22 protein-coding genes are annotated in these 22,819 nt (G+C 67.3%); 8 read left to right on the top strand and 14 right to left on the bottom strand.

Annotation, left to right across the window (positions count from 1 at the left end):
- Positions 1 to 55: 55 nt before the first annotated feature.
- The 3 genes from mreD to AC3AP7_RS15535 all read right to left on the bottom strand — a co-directional run bounded on the left by mreD (position 56) and on the right by AC3AP7_RS15535 (position 2,879).
- Positions 56 to 568, bottom strand: coding sequence for a rod shape-determining protein MreD (gene mreD / locus AC3AP7_RS15545; protein ID WP_475767679.1), 513 nt, complete (start codon positions 566 to 568; stop codon positions 56 to 58).
- Complete coding sequence (mreC, locus tag AC3AP7_RS15540; RefSeq protein WP_475767681.1) at positions 565 to 1,668, bottom strand: rod shape-determining protein MreC; 1,104 nt, start codon at positions 1,666 to 1,668, stop codon at positions 565 to 567. The genes mreD and mreC overlap by 4 nt, the downstream gene beginning before the upstream one ends.
- 167 nt (positions 1,669 to 1,835) lie before the next feature.
- A complete protein-coding gene (locus AC3AP7_RS15535) occupies positions 1,836 to 2,879 on the bottom strand; it encodes a rod shape-determining protein (RefSeq protein WP_004189550.1) in 1,044 nt (347 codons plus the stop codon).
- 401 nt (positions 2,880 to 3,280) lie between these two features.
- On the opposite strand from AC3AP7_RS15535, the gene gatC reads away from it, so the two are divergent.
- From gatC to AC3AP7_RS15510, 5 genes are all read left to right on the top strand, one after another.
- Positions 3,281 to 3,580: an Asp-tRNA(Asn)/Glu-tRNA(Gln) amidotransferase subunit GatC gene (gene gatC / locus AC3AP7_RS15530; RefSeq protein WP_475767684.1), complete on the top strand. Its 300-nt coding sequence runs from the start codon at positions 3,281 to 3,283 to the stop codon at positions 3,578 to 3,580.
- A gap of 148 nt (positions 3,581 to 3,728) precedes the next feature.
- Complete coding sequence (gatA, locus tag AC3AP7_RS15525) at positions 3,729 to 5,216, top strand: Asp-tRNA(Asn)/Glu-tRNA(Gln) amidotransferase subunit GatA (protein ID WP_475767686.1); 1,488 nt, start codon at positions 3,729 to 3,731, stop codon at positions 5,214 to 5,216.
- 4 nt (positions 5,217 to 5,220) lie between these two features.
- A complete protein-coding gene (gene gatB, locus AC3AP7_RS15520; protein ID WP_475767688.1) occupies positions 5,221 to 6,696 on the top strand; it encodes an Asp-tRNA(Asn)/Glu-tRNA(Gln) amidotransferase subunit GatB in 1,476 nt (491 codons plus the stop codon).
- 168 nt (positions 6,697 to 6,864) lie between these two features.
- Complete coding sequence (locus tag AC3AP7_RS15515; protein ID WP_475767691.1) at positions 6,865 to 7,704, top strand: PPK2 family polyphosphate kinase; 840 nt, start codon at positions 6,865 to 6,867, stop codon at positions 7,702 to 7,704.
- 58 nt (positions 7,705 to 7,762) lie between these two features.
- The gene (locus AC3AP7_RS15510) at positions 7,763 to 8,542 is read left to right on the top strand and encodes an exodeoxyribonuclease III (protein ID WP_475767693.1); all 780 of its coding nucleotides are present in this window, start codon (positions 7,763 to 7,765) and stop codon (positions 8,540 to 8,542) included.
- A gap of 12 nt (positions 8,543 to 8,554) precedes the next feature.
- Here the strand turns inward: AC3AP7_RS15510 and AC3AP7_RS15505 are convergent, their stop codons facing one another.
- The 7 genes from AC3AP7_RS15505 to argB form a co-directional block, all read right to left on the bottom strand.
- Positions 8,555 to 9,646, bottom strand: coding sequence for a M48 family metallopeptidase (locus AC3AP7_RS15505; RefSeq protein ID WP_475767695.1), 1,092 nt, complete (start codon positions 9,644 to 9,646; stop codon positions 8,555 to 8,557).
- Complete coding sequence (locus AC3AP7_RS15500; protein WP_475767697.1) at positions 9,643 to 11,037, bottom strand: AmpG family muropeptide MFS transporter; 1,395 nt, start codon at positions 11,035 to 11,037, stop codon at positions 9,643 to 9,645. Before AC3AP7_RS15500 ends, AC3AP7_RS15505 begins: the two co-directional genes overlap by 4 nt.
- Positions 11,038 to 11,051: 14 nt before the next feature.
- Entirely contained in the window at positions 11,052 to 11,660 is a 609-nt protein-coding gene (gene metW / locus AC3AP7_RS15495) for a methionine biosynthesis protein MetW (RefSeq protein ID WP_475767699.1), read from the bottom strand.
- Positions 11,657 to 12,802, bottom strand: coding sequence for a homoserine O-succinyltransferase MetX (metX, locus tag AC3AP7_RS15490; RefSeq protein ID WP_475767701.1), 1,146 nt, complete (start codon positions 12,800 to 12,802; stop codon positions 11,657 to 11,659). The genes metW and metX overlap by 4 nt, the downstream gene beginning before the upstream one ends.
- 214 nt (positions 12,803 to 13,016) lie before the next feature.
- On the bottom strand, positions 13,017 to 13,703 hold the full coding sequence (slmA, locus tag AC3AP7_RS15485; RefSeq protein WP_475767703.1) for a nucleoid occlusion factor SlmA: 687 nt from the start codon (positions 13,701 to 13,703) through the stop codon (positions 13,017 to 13,019).
- On the bottom strand, positions 13,670 to 14,470 hold the full coding sequence (locus AC3AP7_RS15480; RefSeq protein ID WP_475767705.1) for a pyrimidine 5'-nucleotidase: 801 nt from the start codon (positions 14,468 to 14,470) through the stop codon (positions 13,670 to 13,672). Before AC3AP7_RS15480 ends, slmA begins: the two co-directional genes overlap by 34 nt.
- Positions 14,471 to 14,745: 275 nt before the next feature.
- On the bottom strand, positions 14,746 to 15,645 hold the full coding sequence (gene argB / locus AC3AP7_RS15475; protein WP_475767707.1) for an acetylglutamate kinase: 900 nt from the start codon (positions 15,643 to 15,645) through the stop codon (positions 14,746 to 14,748).
- Between the two features lie 262 nt (positions 15,646 to 15,907).
- Between argB and AC3AP7_RS15470 the strand changes: the two genes are divergently transcribed.
- The 3 genes from AC3AP7_RS15470 (at position 15,908) to AC3AP7_RS15460 (ending at position 18,167) form a co-directional block, all read left to right on the top strand.
- A complete protein-coding gene (locus AC3AP7_RS15470; protein ID WP_475767709.1) occupies positions 15,908 to 16,144 on the top strand; it encodes a cysteine-rich CWC family protein in 237 nt (78 codons plus the stop codon).
- A gap of 173 nt (positions 16,145 to 16,317) precedes the next feature.
- Entirely contained in the window at positions 16,318 to 17,628 is a 1,311-nt protein-coding gene (locus AC3AP7_RS15465) for an ATP-binding protein (RefSeq protein ID WP_475767711.1), read from the top strand.
- Positions 17,625 to 18,167, top strand: a complete 543-nt coding sequence (locus AC3AP7_RS15460) for a response regulator transcription factor (RefSeq protein ID WP_475767713.1) — start codon at positions 17,625 to 17,627, stop codon at positions 18,165 to 18,167. Before AC3AP7_RS15465 ends, AC3AP7_RS15460 begins: the two co-directional genes overlap by 4 nt.
- 75 nt (positions 18,168 to 18,242) lie before the next feature.
- On the opposite strand, the gene hslU is transcribed toward AC3AP7_RS15460, so the two are convergent.
- The 4 genes from hslU to AC3AP7_RS15440 form a co-directional block, all read right to left on the bottom strand.
- On the bottom strand, positions 18,243 to 19,580 hold the full coding sequence (hslU, locus tag AC3AP7_RS15455) for an ATP-dependent protease ATPase subunit HslU (RefSeq protein ID WP_475767716.1): 1,338 nt from the start codon (positions 19,578 to 19,580) through the stop codon (positions 18,243 to 18,245).
- A 9-nt stretch (positions 19,581 to 19,589) separates the two neighbouring features.
- Positions 19,590 to 20,126 carry an ATP-dependent protease subunit HslV gene (hslV, locus tag AC3AP7_RS15450; protein WP_475767718.1) on the bottom strand — a complete coding sequence of 179 codons (537 nt, stop codon included), beginning with the start codon at positions 20,124 to 20,126 and terminating at the stop codon, positions 19,590 to 19,592.
- 553 nt (positions 20,127 to 20,679) lie between these two features.
- Positions 20,680 to 21,099: an RNA polymerase-binding protein DksA gene (gene dksA / locus AC3AP7_RS15445; RefSeq protein ID WP_475767720.1), complete on the bottom strand. Its 420-nt coding sequence runs from the start codon at positions 21,097 to 21,099 to the stop codon at positions 20,680 to 20,682.
- 605 nt (positions 21,100 to 21,704) lie between these two features.
- The gene (locus AC3AP7_RS15440) at positions 21,705 to 22,793 is read right to left on the bottom strand and encodes a CobW family GTP-binding protein (protein WP_475767722.1); all 1,089 of its coding nucleotides are present in this window, start codon (positions 22,791 to 22,793) and stop codon (positions 21,705 to 21,707) included.
- Positions 22,794 to 22,819 lie beyond the last annotated feature (26 nt).

Raw genomic sequence — 22,819 nt, 5'->3', positions numbered from 1 at the left:
CCCCTGAATAGGTCGGCTCGGCGTGTTCAACGCGGGGCTCGCCGTGCGCGCGGCACTATATGGGGCGCGTGTCGTCCGGATCGGCCGGACGGCGCTGCGGCATCAGCAGCAGCACACTCGCAATGGGCCACAGCGCGGCTTCGACGAAGCCGTCGACGAGGTAGCCCCAGCCAGGGAACGCCGCTCCCATCAGTAGACGGATCACGAACGGTACAAGTTGCGCAATCACGAATAAAGGCATCACCGCGAACAATTGCACGCCCATCGGCATCCACAGCACGCGCCGGTGGATCGTGATCGCGCCGTACGAAAGCAGCGTGTAGGCGAGCGCGTGCTCGCCGAGCAGGCTTGCGCTGTGGACGTCCATCAGCAGGCCGAGCACGAACGCGATCCCCATGCCCACCTTGCGCGGCTGATGCACGTTCCAGAACAGCAGCACGAGCGCGACGAAGTCGGGAATGCCGATCAGGCGGCCCCACGGCATCAGGTTCAGCAGGAACGCGGCGGCCAGGCTGAAGGCGATGAAGTACGGGTTGACCGGCTGCAGGATATATTGCGGACGGTTCATGGCTGGCCTCCCTGCGCGGCCGCGGGCTTTGCATGCGCGGCGTCGTGCGGCGGCGCGCCGGCGCCGTGCTTCGGCTCGGCCGCCGCGCCCGCGGCAGCCGGCGTGGACGCCGCGGCGACGCCGTGCGCCGTGCCTTTCGCCTGCGCTACGCCTTTACTGCTTTTCCCGCCTTTGCCATTCTTGCCGTTGGACTTGCCGGCTTTCGCGGCCTTCGCCGCCTTCGCGGCGCTCGCCGCATCCGGTGCGTCGGCGGGGCGCGGCGGTTCGGTGTCCTGGTAATGCAGCACGAGCACCTGGCGCGCGCCGCGCACCATCGCGACCGGCACGCAGACGACGCGCGCAAACGCCGTGTCCGCCTGCTTGTCGACGCGCACGACCTTCGCGACCGGGAGGCCCGGCGGATAGGTGCCGCCGAGGCCGCTCGTCACGAGTTCGTCGCCTGCGACCACGTCGGCACTGATCGGCACGAAGCGCAAATCGAGCGAGTCGCCCTTCGGGGTGCCGTAGATGACGCTGCGCAGCCCGGTACGCAGCACTTCCACCGGCACCGCCTGGTCCTTGTCGGTGAGCAGCGTGACTTCGGCCTGCATCGGGAAGACGCGTGTCACCTGGCCGATCACGCCGTTCTCGCTGACGACCGGCGAGCCGTCCTGGATGCCCTGTCGCGAACCGCGGCCGATGATCACCTTCTGCGTGAACGGATCGCGTGTGTCGTATTGCACCTCGGCCGGGGTCGACTGGGTGGTCATGCGCTGCGACAGCTGCAGCAGCGAGCGCAATTGCGCATTTTCGGCGAGCAGTTGCGCGTTCGTATTTGCCGCGAGCGACAACTGCAGGTTCTGCTTGTGCAGTGCCGCATTCTCGTTGCGCAGCGTGGCGCTCGTGACCGCGAGATCGGCCGCGCCCAGCACGAGGTCGCGCGGCACGAGCGCGGCGCGCTGAAGCGGGTACAGGCCCGCGCCGAGCACGCCGCGGACGATTTCGAGCGTCTTGAAGCGCGCGTCCGTGAACAGCAGGGCGAGCGCGAGCAGCACAAAGAAGATCAGCCGCGCAAGCGCGGACGGACCTTGTCTGAACAGGGGCGGCGGACTGTATTCCATGGTCGGCGCCGGGGGCGTGAGCGGTTGGGTGAGACGTCGGCGCGCAATGGCGCGCTCAGCGCGCGGCGGCCGGGTAAGCCCGCGCACGACGGGCGCGGCACGGACGGGACCGACCGAAGCAGGTTAGCCGTCCGACCCGCGCAGCTGGCATGGCGAAGCGCTCTCGCTTACTCGTACGAGAAGATGCTGCCGAGCTTGTCCATGCGTTCGAGCGCCATGCCCGAGCCGCGCACGACGCAGGTCAGCGGGTCTTCGGCGACGAGCACGGGCAGGCCGGTTTCCTCGGCGAGCAGGCGGTCGAGGTCGCGCAGCAGCGCGCCGCCGCCGGTGAGCATCATGCCGCGTTCGGCGATGTCCGCGCCGAGTTCCGGCGGCGTCTGCTCCAGCGCGATCTTCACCGACGACACGATCTGGTTCAGCGGGTCGGTGAGCGCTTCGAGGATTTCGTTGCTGGAGATCGTGAAGCTGCGCGGAATGCCCTCCGACAGGTTGCGGCCCTTCACTTCCATTTCCTTGACTTCGGAGCCCGGGAACGCGGAGCCGATTTCCTTCTTGATGGCCTCGGCGGTCTGTTCGCCGATCAGCATGCCGTAGTTGCGGCGGATGTAGTTGACGATCGCTTCGTCGAACTTGTCGCCGCCCACCCGCACCGACCCCTTGTAGACGATCCCGCCGAGCGAGATGACGCCGACTTCGGTCGTGCCGCCGCCGATGTCGACCACCATCGAACCGGTGGCTTCCGAGACCGGCAGGCCGGCACCGATGGCCGCGGCCATCGGCTCTTCGATCAGGTACACCTGGGAGGCGCCGGCGCCGTGCGCGGCTTCCTTGATCGCGCGGCGCTCGACCTGGGTCGAGCCGCACGGCACGCAGATGATGATGCGCGGCGACGGCGAGAACATGCGCGACTCGTGCGCCGTCTTGATGAACTGCTTGATCATCTGCTCGGTGACGGTGAAGTCGGCGATCACGCCGTCTTTCATCGGGCGGATCGCCTCGATGTTGCCGGGCACCTTGCCGAGCATCTGCTTGGCTTCCTTGCCGACTGCCTGAATGGTCTTCTTGCCGTTCGGGCCGCCTTCCTGGCGGATGGACACCACCGACGGCTCGTCGAGGACGATGCCCTTGCCGCGCATGTAGATGAGCGTGTTGGCGGTGCCGAGGTCAATCGCCAGATCGTTGGAAAAGTAGCTGCGCAAAAAACCGAACATTCAAAATCCTGTCTCGCTGGGGGCCGGCCCTCGCAAAGGTGACGCAGGGCGGCAGCGGAAAAAATAACAGCCTCGGTCTGGCGGATGCGGCGCAACAGGGGCCCGAAGCTGCGAGGGAATTTACCGGAGGCCGGGCCCAGGCCGGGTATCCGGCTCGCGATCGCGTGGGCGAAATGACCAGCGAATGAGCCAGAAAGAACCAGAAAGGCTTGGGTAAGTCGGTCCGGGTTTGGGTCGAACGCGTAATGATACCTTATAATTTTGCCTGTTTTGAAGGAAACGGTCGGCACTTTTCGCCGCCGCTGGCCCCTTTTTCGAGGGCCGCCTCCAGCGTCGTAACTTGCTGTTACAGCATTGTTTTTCCGCGCTGTGACGGTCCGCGATTCTTTTCCGGTGAATGCATGGCTCTGACCCTGACCGATGTTAAACGCATCGCGCATCTCGCGCGGCTCGAACTGGCCGACGCCGAAGCCGGGCACACGCTTGCGCAGCTCAACGAAATCTTCGGCCTCGTCGAGCAGATGCAGGCCGTCGACACCGCGGGCATCGAACCGCTCGCGCATCCGATCGAGCAGATCGAGAACGTCGCGCTGCGCCTGCGCGAGGACGTCGTGTCCGAAACCGTGCAGCGCGACGCGTATCAGCGCGTCGCGCCCGCGGTGCAGGACGGGCTGTATCTGGTGCCGAAGGTGATCGAATAGCGGCCGCGCCGGTGCGCCGCGGCGGCTACCGCTGCCGCGGCGCCCGCAGTGCCGGCGGCCGGGGGACTGCCGCGCCGGTGCGGCGCCGGGTCTCCCAGGCCCTTGCGGTCAGGCCCGCCGGGCTGCCGCGCTCTCCAGGAACTACACAATGCATGAAAAAAGTCTGACCGAACTGCGCGCCGCGCTTGCCGCGAAGGCGTGCTCCGCCGTCGAACTGGCGCAACTGTATCTGCGGCGCATCGAAGCCGCCGGCAGCCTGAACGCGTTCATCGAGGTCGACGCGGACCTCACGCTCGAGCAGGCGCGCGCGGCCGACGCGCGGCTCGCGCGCGGCGACTCCGCTGCGCTGCTCGGTCTGCCGGTCGCGCACAAGGACGTGTTCGTCACGCGCGGCTGGCACTCCACCGCCGGCTCGAAGATGCTGGCCGGCTACGCGAGCCCGTTCGACGCGACCGTGGTCGAGCGTCTGGGCCGCGCCGGCATGGTGTGCGTCGGCAAGACCAACATGGACGAGTTCGCGATGGGCTCGTCGAACGAGAACTCCCACTTCGGTCCGGTGCAGAACCCGTGGGACCGTCGGGCGGTGCCGGGCGGCTCGTCCGGCGGCTCGGCGGCGGCGGTCGCCGCGCGCCTCGCGCCGGCCGCGACCGGCACCGATACCGGCGGCTCGATCCGCCAGCCCGCGTCCTTCTCCGGCGTGACCGGCATCAAGCCGACCTACGGCCGCGTGTCGCGCTACGGGATGATCGCGTTCGCGTCGTCGCTCGACCAGGGCGGCCCGATGGCGCAGAGCGCCGCCGACTGCGCGCTGCTGCTCAACGCGATGGCCGGCTTCGACGAGCGCGACTCGACCAGCCTGCAGCGCGAGAACGAGGACTACACGCGCCATCTGGGCACGCCGTGGACGGCGGGCGAGCCGGGCCGCCCGCTTGCCGGACTGCGCATCGGCCTGCCGAAGGAGTATTTCGGCGCCGGCCTCGCCGACGACGTGCGCGCCGCGATCGACGCCGCGCTGCGGCAGTACGAGGCGCTCGGCGCGACGCTCGTCGAGGTGTCGCTGCCGAAGACCGAACTGTCGATTCCGGTCTATTACGTGATCGCGCCGGCCGAGGCGTCGTCGAACCTGTCGCGCTTCGACGGCGTGCGCTACGGCCATCGCGCCGGCGCGTACCGCGACCTGCTCGACATGTACAAGAAGTCGCGCGCCGAGGGCTTCGGCCCCGAGGTGAAGCGGCGCATTCTCGTCGGCACCTATGTGCTGTCGCATGGCTATTACGACGCGTACTACCTGCAGGCGCAGAAGATCCGCCGCATCATCGCGCAGGACTTCCAGCAGGCCTTCAGCCAGTGCGACGTGATCATGGGGCCGGTGGCGCCGTCGGTCGCCTGGGACCTGGGCGCGAAGGGCGACGACCCGGTGCAGATGTACCTGGCCGATATCTACACGCTGTCGGTGAGTCTCGCCGGGCTGCCCGGCATGAGCGTGCCGTGCGGCTTCGGCGCGGGCGCGAATGCGCAGCGTCCGGTCGGACTGCAGATCATCGGCAACTATTTCAACGAGGCGCGCATGCTGCAGGTGGCCGACGCGTTCCAGCGCGTGACCGACTGGCATCGCCAGGCGCCGGCAGGAGTGTGAACAGATGACGAAGCAATGGGAAGTCGTGATCGGTCTCGAGACGCACGCGCAGCTCTCGACCGTGTCGAAGATCTTTTCGGGCGCGCCGACGCAGTTCGGCGCCGAACCCAACACGCAGGCCTGCCCCGTCGATCTCGCGCTGCCGGGCACGCTGCCGGTGATGAACCGCGGCGCGGTGGAGCGCGCCATCCAGTTCGGGCTTGCGATCGGCGCGAAGGTCGCGCCGCGCAGCATCTTCGCGCGCAAGAATTACTTCTACCCGGACCTGCCCAAGGGCTATCAGATCAGCCAGTACGAAATCCCGGTCGTGCAGGGCGGCGAGCTCACGATCCAGGTGCCGGCCAACGAGAAGACCGGCGCGCCGGCTTACGCAAAGACCATTCACCTCACCCGCGCGCATCTCGAGGAGGACGCCGGCAAGTCGCTGCACGAAGACTTCGCGGGCATGACGGGCATCGACCTGAATCGCGCCGGCACGCCGCTGCTCGAAATCGTCACGGAACCGGACATGCGCAGCGCCGCCGAGGCGGTTGCGTATGCGAAGACGCTGCATACGCTCGTCACGTGGCTCGGCCTCTGCGACGGCAACATGCAGGAGGGGTCGTTCCGCTGCGACGCGAACGTGTCGGTGCGCCCGGTCGGCCAGGCCGAGTTCGGCACGCGCGCGGAGATCAAGAACCTGAACTCGTTCCGCTTTCTCGAAGAAGCGATCCAGTATGAAGTGCGCCGTCAGATCGAGCTGATCGAAGACGGCGGCACCGTCGTGCAGGAAACGCGTCTGTACGACCCGGACCGGCGCGAAACGCGTTCCATGCGCAGCAAGGAAGACGCGCACGACTACCGCTATTTCCCGGACCCGGACCTGATGCCGCTCGTGATCGACGATGCGTGGGTCGAGCGCGTGAAGGGCGAACTGCCCGAGCTGCCGGAGGCAATCCAGCAGCGTTTCGTCGCGCAGTACGGCCTCACGCCGTACGATGCGGGCGTGCTGACCGCGAGCAAGGCGATGGCCGGCTACTACGAAGCCGTGGTCGCGAAGGCCGGCGCGGCGCAGGCCAAGAGCGCCGCGAACTGGCTGATGGGCGAAGTGTCGTCGATACTCAATCGCGAAGGGCTGGAAATCGGCGCGTGTCCGGTGTCGGCCGCGCAACTGGCCGTGCTGCTGCAGCGCATCGGCGACGGCACGATCTCGAACAAGATCGCGAAGGAAATCTTCGTCGCGATCTGGGAAGAGCGCGCCACCGACGACGCCGCGGCCGATCGCATCATCGAAGCGAAGGGGCTGAAGCAGATTTCCGACACGGGCGCGCTCGAAGCGATCATCGACGAGGTGCTCGCCGCGAATCCGAAGTCGGTCGAGGAATTCCGCGCCGGCAAGGAGAAGGCGTTCAACGCACTGATCGGCCAGGCGATGAAGGCGACCCGGGGCAAGGCGAATCCGCAGCAGGTCAACGAGTTGCTGAAGAAGAAGCTGTCCTGAGCGGCGGGCGGCGGGCGGCCCGGTGGACGGCGGCCGCGCCGCCGCGCCGTTACGTCATGACGCCGCCGCGCCGTGGCGTCATGACGCGCTCACGGTCAGGTTCGGCCGCGGCAGGCGCGGGCGGCAACGCAACGAGACGCGACGCGGTACAACGACAGGAGGCCCGCGATGGCAAAGAAGCCCGAACTCGACGATTACCGGGTGCCGTATTTCGACGACGGCAAGCAGGCGGCGAAATTCGCGCTGACCGACTTCGATCCGGGCGCCAAGCCGTTTTCCAGCGGCGCGAAGAAGGCGGATCGCGACCGGCTCGCGGCAATCGGCGCGCAGCTCGACGCATTGCAGGAGTGCCTGCACGCGCAGCGCATGCAGCGTGTGCTGCTGGTGCTGCAGGGAATGGACACGAGCGGCAAGGACGGCACGGTGCGCGCGGTGTTTCACGACGTCGATCCGCTCGGCTTGCGGATCGTGCCGTTCAAGGCGCCGAGCGTCGCCGAGCAGGCGCACGATTTCCTGTGGCGCGTGCATGCGCAGGCGCCGGCCGCCGGCGAGCTCACCGTGTTCAATCGCAGCCACTACGAAGACGTGCTGGTGCCGGTCGTGCTCGGACAACTCGGCAAGACCGAATGCGAGCAGCGCTACCGGCGCATTCGCGAATTCGAGGCGCTGCTCGCCGAGAACGGCGCGACGATCGTCAAATGCATGCTGCACCTCTCGAAGGACGAGCAGCGCGCCCGCCTGCAGGCGCGCATCGACGATCCGACGAAGCACTGGAAATTCGATGTCTCCGATCTCGCGGCGCGCCGGCACTGGGATGCGTATCAGAGCGCGTACCGCGATGCGCTCGCGGCGACGTCGACGCCTTATGCGCCGTGGTACGTCATCCCCGCCGATTCGAAAACGCATCGCAACCTGATGGTCGCCGAGTTGCTGCTGCGCACGTTCGAGTCGCTGAAGCTCGCCTTCCCGCCCGCGAAGGAATCGCTGAAGGGCCTGAAGGTCGAGTGAGCCGTCCGGCTTTCCGGGGCGACCCGCTTTTACTCCGAATCAACCACAAGGGAACGACATGTTGCGTGTGATCACCGCCAACCTGAACGGCATCCGCTCCGCGGCGAAAAAGGGCTTCTTCGACTGGTTCGGCGAGCAGAACGCCGACGTGCTGTGCGTGCAGGAAATCAAATGCGCACAGGACGACATGACGCCCGAGTTTCTCGCGCCCCACGGCTACGCCGGCTATTTCCAGCATGCGGTGAAAAAGGGCTATAGCGGCGCGGGCGTCTACACCCGCCACGAGCCGGACGAGGTCGTGATCGGCTTCGGCAGCGAGGAGTTCGATCAGGAAGGGCGCTATGTCGAGGCGCGTTTCGGCAAGCTGTCGGTGGTCTCGGTCTACGTGCCGTCCGGTTCGAGCGGCGAGGAGCGTCAGCAGGCCAAATACCGCTTCATGGACGCGTTCATGCAGCATCTGGTCGCACTGCGCGCGCAGCGCGAGGTGATCCTGTGCGGCGACGTGAACATCGTCCACAAGGAAATCGACATCAAGAACTGGAAGGGCAACCAGAAAAACTCCGGCTGTCTGCCCGAGGAGCGCGCGTGGCTCACCAGACTGTTCGACGAGGTCGGCTACGTCGACGTGTTCCGCACGCTCGATCAGCGTCCCGAGCAGTACACGTGGTGGAGCAACCGCGGCCAGGCGTACGCGAAGAACGTCGGGTGGCGGATCGACTACCAGATCGCCACACCGGGCGTGGCCGGCCACGCGAAGCGCACCGACGTGTTCCGCGACATCAAGTTCAGCGACCACGCGCCGGTGACGGTCGACTACGACGTCAAGCTCGCGCGCTGAGCCCGCGCCGCGTCACTTGCGCGCGGGCGCGCCGCGCCGGGGATGCGCGATGCCCTCGTAGTCCGGCAACGCGCCGACCGTGGTGCCAAGGGCTTTTGCATAGAGCGCCAGCATGTCCGGCAGGCGCTTGATGATGTCGTCGCGGCGCGCCGTCGAGTACGGGTGCACATAGATGAAACCGCCGTCGCGATTGCTGTGCGTGGCGTCGGCGAGCTTGTCCCACAGCGTGATCGCCGCGCGCGGGTCGTAGCCGGCGCGGGCGGCGATTTCGCTGCCGATCACGTCGGCCTCGGTTTCGTCCATCGGCGTATATCGCAGGTCGAGCAGCTGCGAGCCGATGCCGAGCGGCATTATCCCGAGATCCGCGAGGCCGAACAGCTGCGGGATCGTGCCGGACGAATCGAGCTGCGATTCCTGCAGCTCGCCGAGCCGCTCGCGGATGTGCTCGCGCAGCGCGTGGGCGATTTCGTGGCCGAGCAGCATCGCGAGTTCGTTGTCGTTCAGATGCGCGCGGTCCAGAATGCCGCTGTAGATCACCAGCTTGCCGCCGGGCAGGCAGTACATCCGGATGTCGGGCGAGCGGATCACCGCGATCTGCCAGTGCCAGCGCGGCGCGCGGTCGTTCCACTTCAGCGCGTACGGAATCAGCCTGTCGAGAATCTCGCGCACGTGCACGACGTGCGGGTCGGTATCCGGATAGAGCCGGCCGGCGTCCTTCGCGCCGTACACGATCTGCTGGAACTCCTCGGCTGCCTGGCCTTCGAGTTCGGCGGACGGGATCAGCCGGCGCAGGATCGCGTAATCGCCGAAGCGCAGCGCCTGTTCCGGCGTCGCCCCGGACGTCGGTGCGGCGCCGCTCGCGGTATTCGTGGGATTGGCGGGGCTCGCGTGGCTTGCCGCATTCGCGGACGACGGCGTCAGCGGCGCGACCGGACGCGATGCGACCGGGGGCATCGCGGTTGCATGAGCGCGCGCCGGTAGTGCGAGCGCGCTGCCCGCGCAGGCGAGCGCGAGCGCGGCGCGCAGCGTGCGGCGAGTGCGGTGCAGGCGGTGCGCGCGGACGCTTGCCGGCTGCGCCACGCGCTGCGTCGGACGGGCGCTCACGACTGCGCTCTCCAGGGCGCGACGCGCAGCAACAGCAGCATGCCGGGAAGCGCGAGCGCCGTGCACGCGATGAAATAGTCGAACCAGCCGATCTGTGCGACGACATACCCGCTTGCCGCGGACGCGAGCGTGCGCGGCACCGCCGCGAGGCTCGTGAAGAGCGCGAACTGCGTCGCGGTGTAGCGCGGATCGGTCGTGCTGGCGATGTAGGCAGTGAACGCGGCCATGGTGAGGCCCGTGGCAAAGGTTTCGAGGCCGTAGACGAGCGCGAGCGCGAGCGCGCGCGGATCGAACTGCACGGTCCAGTCGATGCCCACGAGCGCCAGCAGCCGGGTCGCCGCGTGGCTTGCGAGCACCGCAACGTCATAGAGCTGCGCAAGGCCCGGCGAGTGCGGTCCGAGATGCGCGAGCCACGCGAAGCCGAGCGTCGACACCATCTGCAGCGCGCCGAACACCCACAGCCCGCGGCCGATGCCGATGCGCATCATCCAGAGGCCGCCGACGAGGCCGCCCGCCAGACTGGCGCCGAACGCGGTCGTTTTCGCGATTACGCCGATTTGCGTGCGCGTGTAGCCGAGGTCGAGGAAGAACGACGTCGACAGGTTCGTGGCCATCGTATCGCCGAGTTTGTACAGAAAGATGAAACCGAGCACCAGCAGCGCGCCGCGCCAGCCGTCGCGCTGGACGAACTCGCGGAACGGCTCGATGACCGCCTCGCGCAGGTTTTTCGGCGGCGCGCCGTGCACCTCGGGCTCGCGCACGACGAGCGTCATGACGATGCCCGGAATCATGAACGCGGCGGTCACGATGAACACCGTGGTCCACGGCAGATGGTCGGACAGGATCAGCGCGAGCGAGCCCGGCACCAGCGCGGCGATCTTGTAAGCGTTGACGTGCACGGCGTTGCCGAGGCCCTGCTCGACGTCCGGCAGCAGTTCGCGGCGATACGCGTCGATCGAGATGTCCTGGCTCGCGCTGAAGAACGCGACCAGCGCGGTGAGCGCGGCGACCGTCCAGATCGCGTTGCGCGGCGACACGAAGCCGAGCGACGCGATCGCCGCGGCGACCAGCAGCTGCGTGACCAGCATCCAGCCGCGCCGGCGGCCCGGGCGCCAGCCGGGCAGATGCGGAACGAAGCGGTCCATCAGCGGCGCCCAGAGGAATTTCCACGTGTACGGAAACTGGATCAGCGCGAACAGGCCGATTTCCTTCAGATTGACGCCCTCGGAGCGCAGCCAGGCCTGCACCAGATAGACGAGCGTGAACAGCGGCAACCCCGACGTGAAGCCGAGAAAGACGCAGATCAGCATGCGCGTGTTCAGGAACGCGCGCCAGCCGGCATGTTCGACGTGAGCGGTAAGTGCGGGCGCCTCGTGCGGCGGGTTTGACATTTCAGCGAGCGGTTTCAGCTTTTCTTGACGCGATAGACCGCAAGACTACCACGCCAGTTCTCGCCCCAACGCACGGTCTGGCCGCCGTGCAGCACGGCGCGGTCGAGAATCTCGATGCCGACCTCGGGCGCGAGCGCTTCGAAATCCCGGATCGTCAGCACGCGCACGTTCGGCGTGTTGTGCCACTGGTAGGGCAGCGATTTCGACACCGGCATGCGTCCGCGCAGCACCGACAGCCGGTGCGGCCAGTAGCCGAAATTCGGAAACGACACGATGCACTGCCGGCCGACGCGCATCGTCTCGCGCAGGATCGCGGCGGTCTGGTGAATCGTCTGAAGCGTCTGCGACAGGATCGCGAAATCGAAGCTCGCATCCTCGAACAGGCGCAGGCCGTCTTCGAGATTCTGCTGGATCACGTTGACGCCGTTTTTCGTCGCCGCGAGCACGCCCGCGTCGTTGATCTCGATGCCGTAGCCCTGCACGTCGAGCTCCTCGCTCAGCAGCTGCAGCAGCGAGCCGTCGCCGCAGCCGAGGTCGAGCACGCTCGCGCGCGGTTCGACCCAGCGGGCGATCGCGCGGAAATCGGGACGTTGCGCAAGATAGTCGAGAGCGCGCTGGTTCATGCGTTGACCTCGGTGGCGATGCGTTCGTAGTAGGCGCGCAGCAGGTTGTGATAGCGCGGATCGTCGAGCAGGAACGCGTCGTGGCCGTGCGGCGCGTCGATCTCCGCGTACGTGACCTGGCGCTTGTGATCGAGCAGCGCCTTGACGATTTCGCGCGAGCGCGCCGGCGCGAAGCGCCAGTCGGTCGTGAAGCCGGCGATCAGGTACTTCGCGCGGGTGTGGGCGAGCGCGGCGGTCAGGTCGCCGTCGAAGTCCTTGGCCGGATCGAAGTAGTCGAGCGCGCGGGTGATCAGCAGGTAGGTGTTCGCGTCGAAATAGTCCGCGAACTTGTCCCCCTGATAGCGCAGATACGATTCCACCTCGAATTCGACGTCGAAACTGAAGTTGTACGCGTCGTGCGCGCCTTCGGCGCGGCGCAGCGCGCGGCCGAATTTGGCCGCCATGTCGTCGTCGGACAGATACGTGATGTGGCCGATCATGCGCGCGACGCGCAGCCCGCGCCGCGGCTTCACGCCGAAGCGGTAGTAGTCGCCGCCGTGGAAGTCCGGGTCGGACAGGATCGCCGAGCGCGCCACCTCGTTGAACGCAATGTTCTGCGCCGAGAGCTTCGGCGTCGACGCGATCACGATGCAATGGCCGAGCCGCTCCGGGTACATCGTGCTCCAGGCGAGCGCCTGCATGCCGCCGAGGCTGCCGCCCATCACGGCCGCGAAGCGCTCGATGCCGAACGTGTCCGCGACGCGCGCCTGCGCGTTGACCCAGTCCTCGACGGTGACCACCGGAAAGCTCGCGCCATACGGCTCGCCGGTCGCCGGATTGACGCTCATCGGCCCGGTCGAGCCGAAGCACGAGCCGAGGTTGTTCACGCCGATCACGAAGAAGCGGTCGGTGTCGAGCGGCTTGCCGGGGCCCACCAGGTTGTCCCACCAGCCGACGTTCTTCGGGTCGTCCGCGTAGACGCCGGCCACATGATGCGATGCGTTCAGCGCGTGACAGACGAGCACGGCATTGCTGCGCGCGGCGTTCAGCGTGCCGTAGGTCTCGACCATCAGGTCGTACCCGGCGAGCGCGTGACCGCTTTGGAGCGCAAGCGGCTCGGAGAAATGCAGCGTGTGAGGAGCGACGATGCCGATCGATTCCATTGATTCCGCCTTCTGCAGGGCGGCTAAACGGTGTCGGCGGTGCGCGGAAAGCGGGGATGCGCGGCTGACGACCTCTTTAGCCGCATTTATAGTGAACCGCCGCCACGGGGACCGGCTGGTTCGCGCGCCCGCAATCGAGTCAGCAAATCGGCGCGCAGATCATGTGTTTCAGCGCGAAGTATAGCGGAAAATGCGCGCCGGGAGCGGGCGCGGGTCATTGGAGAATCAGCCGCAACTGCTCGTCCGCGTGCTCCGTCGGGCTGCGCGCAAAGCCGCTGCGCACATAGCGATGCCAGCGTCCGACGATGTAGCTCATCAGCAGGTTCGCGCGCAGCGCCGGATCGTAACCGGCGGGCAGCGGCACCGGTGCGCCGTCCCCCGCGATGTCCGCATCGCCCGCTGCGGGGGCGGCGGCGCCGAGCCGCAGCGCGTGCTTGAGCGACGCCTCGGTGCGTTCGAGAATCTGGTTCACGCGCTCGGTGAGCCGTTCGTGTTCGCCGACGAGGGCCTCGCAGGTCAGCACGCGCGTCATGCCGGGATTCTTCGCGGCGAAGCCGAGCAGCATCAGCGCGATTGCGCGGGCCTGCAGCACGCCGTTCGGCTCCCTCGCGTCGATCTGGTTGATGAGACCGAAGATCGACTGCTCGATGAATTCGATCAGCGCCTCGAACATCTGCGCCTTGCTTGCGAAATGGCGATACAGCGCCGCTTCGGACACGCCGAGCCGGGCGGCCAGCGCTGCCGTGGTGATCTTCTCGTTGCGCGGCGTTTCGAGCATGCCCGCGAGCGTGTGCAGGATGTGCACGCGGCGCTCGCCCGGTTTCAGGCGCGCGCTGCGTGCAGCGTCCGTGGCGGGCTGGGTGTCGCTTACGGTTTCGTCATGCCTGCGATCCGGTTGCATGTGCGTCGTCCCTTCAGTCGCACCGAGCGGCTGCCCAGTCGGAGCGATTTTAACGAACGAATGCGCCGGTCGACATAATGCGGCCGCCCGGTGCCGGGCAGCCGCGCGGGCGCGCCGTCGATGCGCACCGGACGCGCGAGGTGCCCGACGATCCACACCGTGCGCAGGCCGAGCCGCCGGTAGTGCTTCAGGTGCGAGCGGGTGTCCTCGACGAGGATCGCGTCGGACAGCGGCACGCGCGCATCGCGCATCGCGCGGCGCAGCATGCCGGCGTCGGGTTTCGCCCGCCAGCCGCGGCGGTCGCGCATATGCTCGATCGCGATCACGCGCTCGAACAGCCGCTCGATGCCCAGCTCCGCGAGCACCGCGCGCGCGTACTGCTCGGGCGCGTTGGTGAGCACGATGCGGCGCCCCGGCAGCGCCGCGAGCAGGCGCGCGAGACCGCGCTCGCCGCGCACCATCGACGGCAGGTCGGCGAACGTGTGCACGACCCTCAGGAAGTCGTGCGGGTCGAGCGGATGATGCCGCGCGAGACCGAGCAGCGTGGCGCCGTAGCGGTGCGTGTAGCCGGTGCGCAGGCGGTCCGCTTCGTCGCGCCCGACCTGCAGCGTATCCATGATGTACTGCGTCATCGCGCGGTTGATCTCGGGAAAGATCGCGTGCGATGCGTGGTGCAGCGTGTTGTCGAGGTCGAACAGCCAGACCGGACGGCCGCCCGCAAGATCGGGCCGGCGGCGTGAAACGGAGCGGGACAGGGGCGAGCGCATGCGAGGAACGGGGAGTGCGGTGAGCGGGCAGCCGCGGGGTGGGGACGAGCGGCGCCCGTGCTCCATCATGCGTGCGGCGGGGGAAAAAGGAAAGCGTGCGGCGGGGGAAGGGAAAGCAGGCGGCGCGCGACGCGTGAAACGGCGCGCCTGGGCGCGCCGGCGAAGCGCAAAGGACCCGCAAAGGACCCGTGAAGACCCCCAGACGCCCTGCAAACGATCCGCAGCCGACCCGCCGTGCGGGCGAGCGGGCCCGTGCGGCGGCTCGCCCGGCCGGCTCAGTGCGAGCGGATCATCGTGCCGAACGGCTGCTCGGTGAGAATTTCGAGCAGGACCGAGTGTTCGATCCGGCCGTCGATGATGTGCACCGAGCGCACGCCGCTCTTGGCGGCGTCGAGCGCCGACGAGATCTTCGGCAGCATGCCGCCGGAAATGGTGCCGTCGGCGAACAGTGCGTCGATTTCGCGCGCCGACAGGTCCGTGAGCAGATTGCCTTCCTTGTCCATCACGCCGGGGATGTTGGTCATCATGACGAGCTTCTCGGCGTTCAGCACCACCGCCAGCTTGCCTGCGACCAGATCCGCGTTGATGTTGTACGACAGACCGTCCTCGCCGAAGCCGATGGGCGAGATCACCGGAATGAACGCGTCGTCCTGCAGCGCCTTCACGACGGCCGGGTTGATCGCCTCTACCTCGCCGACCTGCCCGATGTCGATGTATTGTCCCGGGTTTTCGCGATCCGGCATCAGCATCTTGCGCGCGTGGATCAGGCCGCCGTCCTTGCCGGTCAGGCCGACCGCGTGGCCGCCGAAGTGATTGATCAGCGTGACGATGTCCTGCTGCACCTCGCCGCCCAGCACCCATTCGACGACTTCCATCGTCTCTTCGTCGGTGACGCGCATGCCCTGGATGAAGGTGCCCTGCTTGCCGATCTTTTTCAGTGCCTGATCGATTTGCGGGCCGCCGCCATGCACGATCACCGGGTTGATGCCGACCAGCTTCAGCAGGATCACGTCGCGCGCGAAACCCTGCTTCAGGCGCTCTTCGGTCATCGCATTGCCGCCGTATTTGATGACGACGGTTTTACCGTGATATTGACGGATGTAAGGCAGCGCCTCGGCCAGAATTTCGGCCTTCAGGGTGGGCGCAATCTGCGAGAGATCGGGGGTGTCGGACATGGCGGCAGGGGCTCGGGCACGGAACGGTTGAAACAGGCGGAATTGTACAGGACTGGCGCGCTGCAACAGGGTTTTCGACGCGCCCGGCCGGGGTCCGCGGCGGCATCGTTGCGCACCGCGCCACGGGCCTCGCGCGAGCGCGCGCAGAGGGCGCAGCGAGGACGCGCAACGGGGCCGCGCGAGGGATGTCGCTTTGCCCTGCGGGGGCTCGCGTGGCATCATTTTCGGCACCGGATGTCCGGTGCTTTTTTGCCGAGGCGCGATGAAACCGGCTGACCGCGAGACTGCTCCCGGCGTGCAACGCGCGCGCTGTCCGCGCTGTGCGTGCCTGTTCGACTGCGGGAGGCACGCCGGGCCGCCCGGCTGCTGGTGCCGGGCGATGCCCCCGTTGCCGGCGCAGCGGCTCGAGCCGGGCGGGCGCTGCCTGTGCCCGGAGTGCCTCGCCGCGGAAATCGCCCGCGCGCGGGCGGCGGGCGAGGCGGCAGACCCCGGCGACTGAGCAACGCCGGCGGGCGGCCTCACCGGCCGACGCTGTTGCGCCGCGGCGCGCGGCCGGGCGCTGCGGCAGCGTGCGCCGCGCCGTGCGGCCAATTGCCTCAGCCGTGCCGCCAGCGGGCCCGGGAGGCCGGCGAACCCTTCTGTCGGGTCACGTCGAACAGTTACACTGACACCATGCATCGAATAACCAACACCGGTCGGGTCAACCTCGGACATCTGTTCTGGTTGCGCTGCCTTGCGATCATCGGCCAGCTGCTGACGATCGCGGTCGTGGAGCTCTTTTTGGGCGTGCATCTGCCGCTGCCGGCCATGCTGCTCGTGATCGGCCTCGAAGTGCTCTTCAACGCGATCACCTGGCTGCGGGTGATGAAGCAGCGGCCCGAATCCAGCCTCGAACTGTTCGGACAGCTGTGGGTCGACCTCGGCGCGCTGTCCGCGCTGCTGTTCCTGTCCGGCGGCACCACCAATCCGTTCGTCTCGCTCTATCTGCCGTCGCTCGCGATTGCGGCGGCGGTGCTGCCGTGGCGGCTGATGGCATGGCTCGCCGCGTTCGCGGTCGCGTGCTACGCGGTGCTCGGCTACGACTCGCTGCCGCTGAATCTCGACAATCCCGAGAACCTGTTCGACTATTTCCGCGCGGGCATGTGGGTGAATTTCACCGTGAGCGTCGGGCTGATCGCGTGGTTCGTCGCGCGCATGTCGGGCGCGCTGCGCGTACGCGACCAGGCGCTCGGCGATGCGCAGCAGCGGTTGCTGCGCGACGAGCGCGCGGTCGCGCTCGGCGTGCAGGCGGCGACGGTGGCGCACGAGATCGGCACGCCGCTGTCGACGATCGCGATGCTCACCGAGGAACTGCGCGAGGCCGCCCGCACCGACGCGGGCCTTGCGCCCTATGGCGCGGATCTCGAACTGCTGGAGCAGCAGATGTCGCTGTGCACGTCGGCGCTCGCGCGGCTGCGCTCGCGCGCGTCGACGACGGGCAACCGGCAGCCGGTCGGCGAATGGCTCGAATCGTTCGCGCAGCAGTGGCGGCTGCGTCATCCGCACGTGAAGCTGGAGCAGTCGGGCACGCCGCCGCGCGATGCGGACCTCGACGATACGGTCGCGGTAAGCCAGATCCTGACGATCCTGCTCGACAATGCGGCGCGCGCCAGCCGCGATCGCGTGACGCTCGCCGCGCGGCTGGCGTCCGACGGCACCCGCGTCGAGTTCGAGGTCTGCGACGACGGCCCCGGCATCCCGGCCGCGCTGCGCAGCTCGCTCGGCGCGATGCCGGTCGACAGCACCCAGGGCGGTCACGGGGTCGGGCTCTATCTCGCGTTCGCGGCGGCGGCGCGGTTGCACGGCTCGGTCGAGCTGGCCGACATCAGGCAGACGGCGCCGCGCGGCACGCGCGCCGTGCTGCGTCTGCCGGTCGCGGGTCTTCAATCTTCGGGCGCGGGCCGCTCCGGCGCGGCGCCCTCCAACACGGAGCAACAGGCATGAGCGACAGCAATTTTCTGGTGATCGACGACGACGAGGTGTTCTCCGGCATCCTCGCGCGCGGCCTGACGCGGCGCGGCTTCACGGTGGCCGAAGCGCACAGCGCCGACGAAGCGATCCGGCTTGCCAACCAGCAGAAGTTCGGCCAGATCACCGTGGATCTGCACCTCGGCGACGACTCGGGGCTCACGCTGATCGCGCCGCTGCGCGAACTGCAGCCGGACGCGCGGATGCTGGTGCTGACCGGCTATGCGAGCATCGCCACCGCGGTGCAGGCGGTGAAGGACGGCGCGGACAACTATCTGACCAAGCCCGCCAATGTCGAGACGATCCTCTCGGCACTGCAGGCCGAGGCGAGCGCGATCCAGGCGGAGGAGGCGCTGGAGCACCCGGTGCCGCTGTCGGTCGCGCGGCTCGAATGGGAGCATATCCAGCGCGTGCTGTCCGAGCACGGCGGCAACATCTCGGCGACCGCGCGAGCGCTGAACATGCACCGCCGCACGCTGCAGCGCAAGCTCGCGAAGCGGCCGGTCAAGCAGTAAGCACGCTCGCGCGCCGCGGCGCGGATGCGCGCCGGCGCGTGGCGCCGCCTGCGCCGGCCGGCGCGGCCCGGCGTGTCACAGCACGTAGCGCGACAGATCCTCGTCCTCGGCGACCTCGTTCAGCGCGCGGTCCACATACGCGGCGTCGATTTTCACGCTGGCGCCCGCATGGTTGCCGGCCGAGAACGACACGTCCTCGAGCAGCTTCTCGATCACCGTGTAGAGCCGGCGCGCGCCGATGTTCTCGGTCTTTTCGTTCACCGAAAACGCGATTTCGGCGAGGCGTCGAATGCCGTCTTCGGCGAAGTCGAGCTGCACGTCTTCGGTTGCGAGCAGCGCCTGGTATTGCTTGACGAGGCTCGCGTCGGTCGATACCAGAATCGATTCGAAGTCCTTCACCGACAGCGAATCCAGTTCGACGCGAATCGGGAAGCGGCCCTGCAGTTCGGGAATCAGGTCGCTCGGCTTGGCCAGGTGGAACGCCCCGCTCGCGATGAACAGGATGTGATCGGTTTTCACCATCCCGTACTTCGTGTTGATCGTCGTGCCTTCGACGAGCGGCAGCAGGTCGCGCTGCACGCCCTGGCGCGACACCTCGCCGCCGCCGGCCTCGCTGCGCGAGGCGATCTTGTCGATCTCGTCGAGAAACACGATGCCGTTCTGCTCGACGTTCTGCACCGCCTTGGCCTTCACTTCCTCGTCGTTGAGCATCTTCGCGGCTTCCTCGTCGGTCAGCAGCTTCAGCGCTTCGCGCACTTTCAGCTTGCGCCGCGTTTTCTTGCCGCCGCCGAGATTGGCGAACATCGAGCGGATCTGCTCGGTCATGTCTTCCATGCCGGGGGGGCCCATGATGTCCATGCCGGCCTGCGGCAGCTCGACGTCGAGCTCGATTTCCTTGTCGTCGAGCAGCCCTTCGCGCAGGCGCTTGCGAAAGGTCTGGCGCGTGCTGCTTTCCTCGGACGCGGCGACCGTCTGCGTGCCGAAACCGACCGTGTGGCCGCCCGGCAGCAGGATGTCGAGAATGCGGTCTTCGGCGAGGTCTTCGGCTTTCGTGCGCACCTTGCGCATTTCGCTTTCGCGCGTCTGCTTGACGGAAATCTCGATCAGGTCGCGCACGATACTGTCGACGTCGCGGCCGACGTAGCCCACTTCGGTGAACTTGGTCGCCTCGATCTTGATGAACGGCGCGTCGGCGAGCTTGGCAAGGCGCCGGGCAATCTCGGTCTTGCCGACGCCGGTCGGTCCGATCATCAGGATGTTTTTTGGCGTGATTTCCTGACGCAGCGGCTCGGCGACCTGCTGGCGGCGCCAGCGGTTGCGCAGCGCGACCGCGACCGCCTTCTTCGCGCGGCCCTGGCCGATGATGTGCTTGTCGAGTTCCGAGACGATCTCGGCGGGGGTCATGGTGCTCATCGTGGGTCCTTACTCGATCGTCTCGATGACGCGGTTGTGATTCGTGTAGATGCACATGTCGCCGGCGATCTGCAGCGCCTTTTCGACGATTTCGCGCGGCGCCAGTTCGGTGTTTTCGGCGAGCGCGCGCGCTGCCGCCTGCGCGTACGCGCCGCCGGAGCCGATCGCGCAGATGCCGCCCTCCGGGTCGAGCACGTCGCCGTTGCCGGTGATGACGAGCGTCGTCTGCCGGTCGGCGGCAATCAGCATCGCTTCGAGACGGCGCAGCATGCGGTCGGTGCGCCAGTCTTTCGCCAGCTCGACCGCGGAGCGCGTCAGGTTGCCCTGATGCTTTTCGAGCTTGGCCTCGAAGCGGTCGAGCAGCGAGAACGCGTCGGCGGTGCCGCCGGCGAAGCCGACCAGCACCTGCCCGTTGTAGATGCGCCGGACCTTCTTCGCCCCGCCTTTCATGACGATGTTGCCGAGCGTCACCTGACCGTCGCCGCCGAGGGCGACCTGGTCGCCGCGGCGCACCGAGACGATCGTCGTGCCGTGAAATTGCTCCATGTGCGTTCCTTTCGCTAAACAGGTGGGGCGCGGCGGCGCGGGTAAGCGCGCTGCCGGGCCGGTGCGCGGCCGCCTCGTTGCGGCGGCGCCGGCGCGCCGCTGCGGGGCGGGCGAGCAGGCTGAGGCGGGCGGCGCATGTCGGATTTATTTTAGGGCGCGCGCGGGCATATCAAGGGCCGGCCCGGCGGGCGGTGTGCAAAAAGGGTGTGAAAGCCGGTTGTAGGTGCGGGGGAAGGGGGATGGCGGCGTGGGGGCGGCGGAACGGGAACAGAGGAACGGGAGCGGCAGAGCGGGAACGGCGGTGTGCGAACGGCAGAGCAGGAACGGCGGTGTGGGAGCGGCGGGAGCGGCAACGGCGATAAGGCAAAGGCGGTGCGGGGATAGCGGTACGGCAACCGCGACGTGAGGACAGCCCGTTCGCGCGGGCGGCCGGGCGTCGGCCGGGAACGGCGGCGGCTATCGGATCGCCAAAAAGAAGAGGCGCACGGAGCGCCGTGCGCCTCTTCACGAAGCAGCATGTCAGGGGCGGGCGAAGCCTCGCCGGCCCGTCAGTTCAGTCGCCGAACAGCTTCTGGCGCAGCTCGCGGCGCTCCTGCGCCTCGAGCGACAGCGTCGCGGTCGGGCGCGCCAGCATGCGCGGCACGCCGATCGGTTCGCCGGTTTCCTCGCACCAGCCGTATTCGCCGGACTCGATCCGCGCGAGCGCCTGCTGAACCTTCTTCAGCAGCTTGCGTTCGCGGTCGCGCGTGCGCAGCTCCAGCGCGTGCTCTTCCTCGATCGTCGCGCGGTCGGCCGGATCCGGCACGATCACGGTCTCGCGCAGGTTCTCGGTCGTCTGGCCGGCATTGCGGAGGATTTCCGCCTGCAGTTGTTCGAGCTTGTTCTTGAAGAAGGCGAGCTGATCCTCATTCATGTAATCCTTGTCGCTCATCTTCAGGATTTCGGCTTCGGTCAAGAGTCGTTTCGTCGTCATCTGGCTTGCTTCTTCAATGTGAGGCAAAACGGGTACATGTTGCCCGCACGATCTGTTACCCGCGAGGACACCTGACAACGGACTGCGGCGGACACGGACGGTGGGCTGTCGTAACGCCGAAGCGTCGGGCGTCGATGCGGGGCCGAACTCCTCTGGAAACGATCTTCAAATGCTCCTGAGGCAATGCTATACCGGCGACGCGGCCCGTCTGGCGCAACATGGACAGGGCTTGTCGGCCGGCTGTTTCCGGGCCGGGCTCTCCGGTGCCCGACAAGACCTGGCGTGGGTGACGCGCGGAAGGTCGATCGTTCTCTTTGTCCGGTGGGCCCGTATTGTAACTGAATCACAATCCTGCACTGCAAGCGGGAAAACGTCCTGACGCGCACACCGATATCTTTAAAATATAACGTGAGCCCGACCAAAAAGCGATGACCGTGCATGTTTGTTGCACCACGTTTCGCCGCCGATCGTTGCGTCGCGGGTTTTTCAGCACCCTTACCGGCCGCTTTCCACGCGCTTTTTTCCGATCAGGAAATTCTTACTTCATTATAAGTGTCTGATTGGCGCCACCCGGTCGCTCGGTCGGGTGGGTTCCGGCCCCGGTTTCAGGCGAGGCAGGCGGTCAGGCCGTCCACGATCAGGTCCTGCGGCAGCTCGATGCCGATGAACACCATCTTGCTGCCCTTTTTCTCGGCGGGCAGCCATTTCGCGGCGAGATCGCTGCCCATCATCTGGTGCACGCCCTGGAACACCACCTTGCGGTCGACGCCCTTCATGTACAGCACGCCCTTGTAGCGCAGCAGCCGCTCGCCGTAGATCTGCAGGATGCCGCCGAGGAAGTCTTCGAGCTTGTTCGGATCGAACGCGCGCTCGCTGCGGAACACGAACGACTTGATCTTGTCGTCGTGGTGCGCATGGTGATGATGCGCATGGCCGTGATCGTGATCGCACTGGCCGTGATCGTGATCGCAGTTCGCGTGGTCGTGCGTGTGGCCGTGTTCGTCGTGCGCATGGGCGTGATCGTGCGCGTGCTCGTGATCGTCCTCGGCGAGGAAGTCCGGGTCGATTTCGAGCTTCGCGTTCAGATTGAAGCCGCGCAGGTCGAACACCTCCTTGATGTCGACTTCGCCGAAGTTCACGGTGCGGATCTGCGCGCGCGGGTTCATGTGCACGATGCGATGGCGCAGCGCGTCGACGCTCGCGCTGTCGACCAGATCGGCCTTCGTGATGAACAGCCGGTCCGCGAAGCCGACCTGGCGCTGCACCACCTCGTGTTCGTCGAGCTGGTGATCCGCGTGCTTTGCATCGACCAGCGTGATGATCGCGTCGAGCAGAAACTGGTCGGCGATCTCGTTGTCCATGAAGAACGTCTGCGCGACCGGGCCGGGGTTCGCGAGGCCGGTCGTCTCGATCACGACGCGGTCGAAATCGAGCGCGCCGTGGTGCTTTTTCGACGCGAGGTCGTCGAGCACGCGCGCCAGATCCCCGCGGATCGTGCAGCAGATGCAGCCGTTGCTCATCTGCACGATCTGCTCGTTCGCGTCCTGCACGAGGATTTCGTTGTCGATGTTCTCCTCGCCGAACTCGTTTTCCACCACGGCGATCTTCATGCCGTGCTTTTCGTTCAGGATGCGCTTGAGCAGCGTGGTTTTGCCGCTGCCGAGGAAGCCGGTCAGGATGGTGACGGGAATCATGGTAATCGCCTGTGGTGTGCGTGAAT

The organism is Paraburkholderia sp. PAMB 6770 (assembly GCF_057748135.1).
Note: the sequence above shows the minus strand (reverse complement) of the source record. Positions and strands in the feature narration are given on the sequence as shown.

Coding starts and splice junctions, on each gene's coding strand:
- mreD (WP_475767679.1), bottom strand. CDS start 568: ATGAACCGTCCGCAATATATCCTGCAGCCGGTCAACCCGTACTTCATC.
- mreC (WP_475767681.1), bottom strand. CDS start 1,668: ATGGAATACAGTCCGCCGCCCCTGTTCAGACAAGGTCCGTCCGCGCTT.
- AC3AP7_RS15535 (WP_004189550.1), bottom strand. CDS start 2,879: ATGTTCGGTTTTTTGCGCAGCTACTTTTCCAACGATCTGGCGATTGAC.
- gatC (WP_475767684.1), top strand. CDS start 3,281: ATGGCTCTGACCCTGACCGATGTTAAACGCATCGCGCATCTCGCGCGG.
- gatA (WP_475767686.1), top strand. CDS start 3,729: ATGCATGAAAAAAGTCTGACCGAACTGCGCGCCGCGCTTGCCGCGAAG.
- gatB (WP_475767688.1), top strand. CDS start 5,221: ATGACGAAGCAATGGGAAGTCGTGATCGGTCTCGAGACGCACGCGCAG.
- AC3AP7_RS15515 (WP_475767691.1), top strand. CDS start 6,865: ATGGCAAAGAAGCCCGAACTCGACGATTACCGGGTGCCGTATTTCGAC.
- AC3AP7_RS15510 (WP_475767693.1), top strand. CDS start 7,763: ATGTTGCGTGTGATCACCGCCAACCTGAACGGCATCCGCTCCGCGGCG.
- AC3AP7_RS15500 (WP_475767697.1), bottom strand. CDS start 11,037: ATGTCAAACCCGCCGCACGAGGCGCCCGCACTTACCGCTCACGTCGAA.
- metW (WP_475767699.1), bottom strand. CDS start 11,660: ATGAACCAGCGCGCTCTCGACTATCTTGCGCAACGTCCCGATTTCCGC.
- metX (WP_475767701.1), bottom strand. CDS start 12,802: ATGGAATCGATCGGCATCGTCGCTCCTCACACGCTGCATTTCTCCGAG.
- slmA (WP_475767703.1), bottom strand. CDS start 13,703: ATGCAACCGGATCGCAGGCATGACGAAACCGTAAGCGACACCCAGCCC.
- AC3AP7_RS15480 (WP_475767705.1), bottom strand. CDS start 14,470: ATGCGCTCGCCCCTGTCCCGCTCCGTTTCACGCCGCCGGCCCGATCTT.
- argB (WP_475767707.1), bottom strand. CDS start 15,645: ATGTCCGACACCCCCGATCTCTCGCAGATTGCGCCCACCCTGAAGGCC.
- AC3AP7_RS15470 (WP_475767709.1), top strand. CDS start 15,908: ATGAAACCGGCTGACCGCGAGACTGCTCCCGGCGTGCAACGCGCGCGC.
- AC3AP7_RS15465 (WP_475767711.1), top strand. CDS start 16,318: ATGCATCGAATAACCAACACCGGTCGGGTCAACCTCGGACATCTGTTC.
- AC3AP7_RS15460 (WP_475767713.1), top strand. CDS start 17,625: ATGAGCGACAGCAATTTTCTGGTGATCGACGACGACGAGGTGTTCTCC.
- hslU (WP_475767716.1), bottom strand. CDS start 19,580: ATGAGCACCATGACCCCCGCCGAGATCGTCTCGGAACTCGACAAGCAC.
- hslV (WP_475767718.1), bottom strand. CDS start 20,126: ATGGAGCAATTTCACGGCACGACGATCGTCTCGGTGCGCCGCGGCGAC.
- dksA (WP_475767720.1), bottom strand. CDS start 21,099: ATGACGACGAAACGACTCTTGACCGAAGCCGAAATCCTGAAGATGAGC.
- AC3AP7_RS15440 (WP_475767722.1), bottom strand. CDS start 22,793: ATGATTCCCGTCACCATCCTGACCGGCTTCCTCGGCAGCGGCAAAACC.